The organism is Mycobacterium sp. E3251, assembly GCF_001666835.1.
In the GTDB taxonomy this organism is placed as follows: Bacteria; Actinomycetota; Actinomycetes; order Mycobacteriales; family Mycobacteriaceae; genus Mycobacterium.
The window spans coordinates 1-5196 of sequence record NZ_LZJF01000117.1; the positions used below are offsets into that span (position 1 = coordinate 1).

Sequence of the window (5196 nt, forward strand, 5' to 3'; positions counted from 1 at the left end):
CACCGCGCTGCCCGCGCCGGCCCCGGAGAACATCGCCTACATCATCTACACCTCCGGAACCACCGGAACCCCCAAAGGCGTTGCCATTCCTCATCTCAACGTCACGTGGCTGATCGAGTCGCTCGACGCCGGCCTGCCGAAGGGGCAGGTATGGACGCAATGCCATTCCGCGGCCTTCGACTTCTCGGTGTGGGAGATCTTCGGCGCCCTGCTGCGGGGCAGGCGCCTGCTGGTGGTGCCCGAGTCGGTGGCGGGCTCGCCAGAAGAGCTTCACGACCTGCTGGCCGCGGAAAAGGTCAGCGTGCTCACCCAGACCCCGTCCTCGGTCGCGATGTTGCCCGCGGAGGGCCTGGAGTCCACCGCCCTGGTGGTGGCCGGTGAAGCCTGCCCGGCCGATGTGGTGGATCGGTGGGCGGCGCCCGGGCGGGTGATGCTCGACGCCTACGGTCCGACGGAAACCACGGTGTGCGCGTCGATCAGCAAGCCGCTGACCCCCGGATCCGGTGTGGTGCCGATCGGTTCACCGATCTCCGGTGCGGCCATGTTCGTGCTCGACAAGTGGTTGCAGCCGGTGCCCGCCGGCGTGGTCGGTGAGCTGTACCTGGCGGGCCGCGGTGTCGGCTGCGGATACGTGCGCCGCGCGGGCTTGACGGCGTCCCGGTTCGTGGCCAACCCCTTCGGCGGCCCGGGGGCGCGGATGTATCGCACCGGCGACCTGGTCAGCTGGGGCGAGGACGGGCAGCTGCAGTACTTCGGCCGCTCCGACGAGCAGGTCAAGATCCGCGGCTACCGCATCGAGCTCGGTGAAATCCAATCGGTGCTCAAGAGCCTCGACGGGGTGGAAAACGCGGCCGTGATCGCGCGCGAGGACCGCCCCGGCGACAAGCGCCTGGTCGGATACATCACCGGGACGGCCGATCCGGTTGCGATCCGGGCCACGCTGGCCGACCGCCTGCCGCCGTACATGGTGCCCGCCGCGGTGGTGGTGCTCGAGGCCCTGCCCCTGACGGGCAACGGCAAACTCGACAAGCGCGCCCTGCCTGCGCCCGAATACGCCACCGCGGAATACCGCGCCCCCGGCGACGCGGTCGAGGAGATCCTCGCCGACATCTACGCCCAGGTGCTGGGGCTGGAGCGGGTCGGGGTGGACGCCTCGTTCTTCGACCTCGGCGGCGACAGCATTCTGTCGATGCAGGTGGTGGCCCGCGCCCGTGCGGCGGGGATCCTGTTCCGGCCGCGCGACGTGTTCGTCGAGCAGTCGGTGGCCCGGCTGGCCCGGGTGGCCGAGGTGGCGGCCGACGGCGCGGGCGGCGTCGCCGACGACGGCGTCGGCCCGGTGGTGGCCACCCCGATCATGCGGTGGCTGCACAGCATCGAGGGTCCGATCGAGCAGTTCAACCAGACCATGGTGGTGCAGGCCCCGGCCGGGGCGACCGAGGACGACGTGGTGGCGGTGCTGCAGGCCCTGCTGGATCGCCACGCCGCGCTGCGGCTGCGCGCCGACGACGACGGTGCGGGCGGCTGGTCGCTGCACGTGCCCGAGGTCGGTGCGGTGGACGCGCGCGCCTGTGTGCACGCCGTCGAGACACTGTCCGAAGAGACGCTGGCGGAGGCCCGGTCGCGGTTGAACCCGGCCGCCGGGGTGATGGTCAGCGCGGCGTGGGCCGAGCCCACGGGCCAGCTGGCGTTGATCATCCACCACCTCGCCGTCGACGGGGTGTCGTGGCGAATCCTGTTGGAAGACTTCAACATCGCCTGGGCCCAGCATCACAACGGGCAGCCGATATCCCTTCTCGCGCCGGGGACGTCGTTCGCCCGGTGGTCGTCGCTGCTCGAGGAGTACGCCCAGCGCCCCGACGTGGTGGCCCGGGCGGACGAGTGGCGACAGGTGGCGGCCACCCCGGCGGCGCTGCCTGCGGTGCAACCCGATGCCGATACCTATGTGACCGCGGGCCAGCTCTCCGTGTCGCTGGACGTCGACACGACCCGGCTGCTGCTCGGCGAGGTGCCTGCCGCGTTCCACGCTGGCGTGGGCGACATCTTGTTGATCGCCTTCGGGCTGGCGTTCGCGGAGTTCCTGGGTACGGGTGCGGCGCCGATCGCCATCGACGTGGAGGGCCACGGGCGCCAGGAAGAACTGGCTCCGCGGGTGGACCTGTCGCGCACCGTCGGCTGGTTCACCACCAAGTACCCGGTGGCGCTCAAGAGCCGCCGGCTGAGCTGGTCGCAGGTGGTGGCCGGCGACCCCGCGCTGGGTGCGGTGATCAAGGACGCCAAGGAACAGCTGCGCGCCCTGCCCGACGGCCTGACCTACGGCCTGCTGCGTTACCTGAACGCCGAGGTGGACCTGGACGGGGCGGACCCGGTGATCGGGTTCAACTACCTGGGGCGGCTCGGCGCGGGCGCCGACCTCTCCGACGACCTGTGGCGGGTCAGCCACGACAGCTTGGCCGTTGCGGCCGTGGCCACCGCCGTGCCGATGCCGCTGGCGCACACGGTAGAGGTCAACGCGGGCACGATGGACACCGAGGCCGGCCCGCACCTGCAGGCCAACTGGACGTGGGCCCCGTCCGCGCTGGACCACGAGCGCGTTAACCGGTTGAGCCAGTTGTGGTTTGAGGCGCTGACCGGGATCTGCGCGCACGTCAACGCCGGCGGCGGCGGGTTGACCCCGTCGGACCTTGCGCCCGCGCAACTCAGCCAGCAACAGATCGACGAGCTGTGCCGGCAAGGCGCCGTCGCCGACGTGCTGCCGCTCACCCCGGTGCAGCAGGGACTGCTCTTCCACACCGCCTTCGCCCAGGACATGGACGACCTGTATGCGGTGCAGCTCGGGATCACCGTCAGCGGTGCCCTCGACGCGGCGCGCCTGCGCGAGGCGGTGCACACCGCGGTCAAGCGGCACCCCAACCTGGTCGCCCGCTTCTCCGAAGATTTTGGCGAGCCGGTCCAGGTCATCCCGGCCGATCCACAGATGGCGTGGCGATACGTCGAGCTGGACGCCGGCGATGTCGACGAGCAGGTCGAGCGGCTGGCCGCCGACGAGCGCGCCGCGGTGTGCGACCTCGCCGAGAAGCCGTCGTTCCGGGCCGCGCTGATCCGCACGGCACCCGACCGGCACCGGTTCGTGCTGACCATTCATCACATCGTGGTGGATGGCTGGTCGCTGCCCGTCCTGCTGCAGGAGATCTTCGCGAGCTACTACGGGGAGCGGCTGCCCGCCGCCCCGTCGTACCGCAGCTTCGTCACCTGGCTGACCAACCAGGATCGCGCCGCCGCGCAAGCGGCGTGGGCGCAGGCGCTGGCCGGCTTCGAGACCCCCACCCTCGTCGGCCCCCTCGGACAGGTCGGGCGGCGCGGCGTCGCCGCGTTCCACGTGTCCGCCGAAACCACAAAGGCGCTCGGCGAGTTGGCGCGCTCGTGCCGCACCACCATCAGCACCGTGCTGCAGGGCGCGTGGACGCAACTGCTGACATGGCTGACCGGGCAGCACGATGTGGCCTTCGGCACCGCGGTCTCGGGGCGCCCGCACGAATTGGCCGGCGCGGACGCGATGGTCGGCCTGCTGATCAACACGGTGCCGGTGCGCGCGACCGTCACCGCGACCACCACCGTCGCCGAGCTGCTCGACCAGCTGCAACGCCTGCACAACGACACCGTCGATTACGAGCACCTGGCGCTGCCCGAGATCCACCGCGTCACCGGTCACGACCAGTTGTTCGACACCCTTTTCCTCTACGAGAACTATCCGATCGACGCGGGCGCGCTGTTGGGCGTCCACGAACTGGCCGTCACCGACTTCAGCAGCCGGGAGTACAACCACTACCCGCTGTCGGTGGTGGCCTCACCGGGCCACGAACTGAGCCTCCGCGTCGAATTCGACACCGAGGTGTTCAGCGCCGCCGACATCGACGCCCTGATCGAGCGGTTGCGGCAGGTGATGGTCGCCATGACCGCCGATCCCTCCCGCCGCGTGTCCTCGATCGACCTGCTCGACGCCGCCGAGCACGGCCGGCTCGACGAGTGGGGCAACCGGGCGGTGCTGGCCGAGTCGGCGCCGAAGCTGGCCTCGATCCCCGAGTTGTTCGCCGCCCAGGCGGCCCGCGCCCCGGAGGCGGTGGCCATCACCGACGGCGACCGTTCGTGGTCGTATGGCGAGGTCGAGGAGTCCGCCAACCGGCTGGCGCACCTGCTGATGAGCCGCGGTGCCGGCCCGGGGGAGCGCGTCGCGGTGCTGTTCCCCCGGAGGGCGGAGGCCGTGGTGGCGATTCTGGCGGTGCTCAAGACCGGGGCGGCCTACCTGCCGGTCGACCCGGCGGTGCCGGCGGCGCGGATCGAGTTCGTGCTCGGCGACGCCGCGCCGATCGCGGCCATCACCACCGCGGAGGTGCGGTCGCGGCTGGACGGGTCGGGCCTGGACATCATCGAATTCGACGACCCCGCCATCGCTACCCAACCCAGCGACGGGCTCCCAGCACCGTCCGCGGACAACATCGCCTACATCATCTATACGTCCGGCACCACCGGTACCCCGAAGGGCGTGGCGGTGCCGCACCGCAACGTCACCCAGCTGTTGGAGTCGCTGGACGCGCAACTGGCGTTGGGCCAGGTGTGGACGCAGTGCCACTCGCTGGCGTTCGACTTCTCGGTGTGGGAGATCTTCGGGTCGCTGTTGTACGGCGGCCGGCTGGTGATGGTGCCCGACAACGTCGTGCGTTCGCCGGAAGAGTTGCACGCCATGCTGGTTCGCGAACAGGTCAGTGTGCTCAGCCAGACGCCGTCGGCGTTCTACGCGCTGCAGACCGCCGATTCGCTGGCGCCCGAGCTCGGCCAACAGCTCAAGCTGCAGACGGTGGTGTTCGGTGGCGAGGCGCTCGAGCCGCATCGGCTGGGCAAGTGGTTGCACAACCACCCGGGTCTGCCGCGGTTGATCAATATGTATGGCATCACCGAGACCACGGTGCACGCCTCGTTCCGCGAGATCGTCGACGGCGACGTCGACAGCAACGCCAGCCCGATCGGGCTGCCGCTGGCGCATCTGGGCTTCTTCGTTCTGGACGGGTGGTTGCGTCCGGTGCCCGAGGGTGTGGTCGGCGAGCTGTATGTGGCCGGGCGCGGTCTGGCCTACGGGTATGTGGGCCGGTCGGGGTTGTCGGCGACGCGGTTCGTCGCGTGCCCGTTCGGCGGGGCCGGCGC

At 70.6% G+C, this 5196-nt stretch carries 1 protein-coding gene; it reads left to right on the plus strand.

Going from position 1 to position 5196, the window contains the following annotated elements; translation table 11 throughout:
- On the plus strand, positions 1–5196 hold a 5196-nt coding region (locus A5697_RS13950; protein WP_156673297.1), incomplete at both ends, for a non-ribosomal peptide synthetase.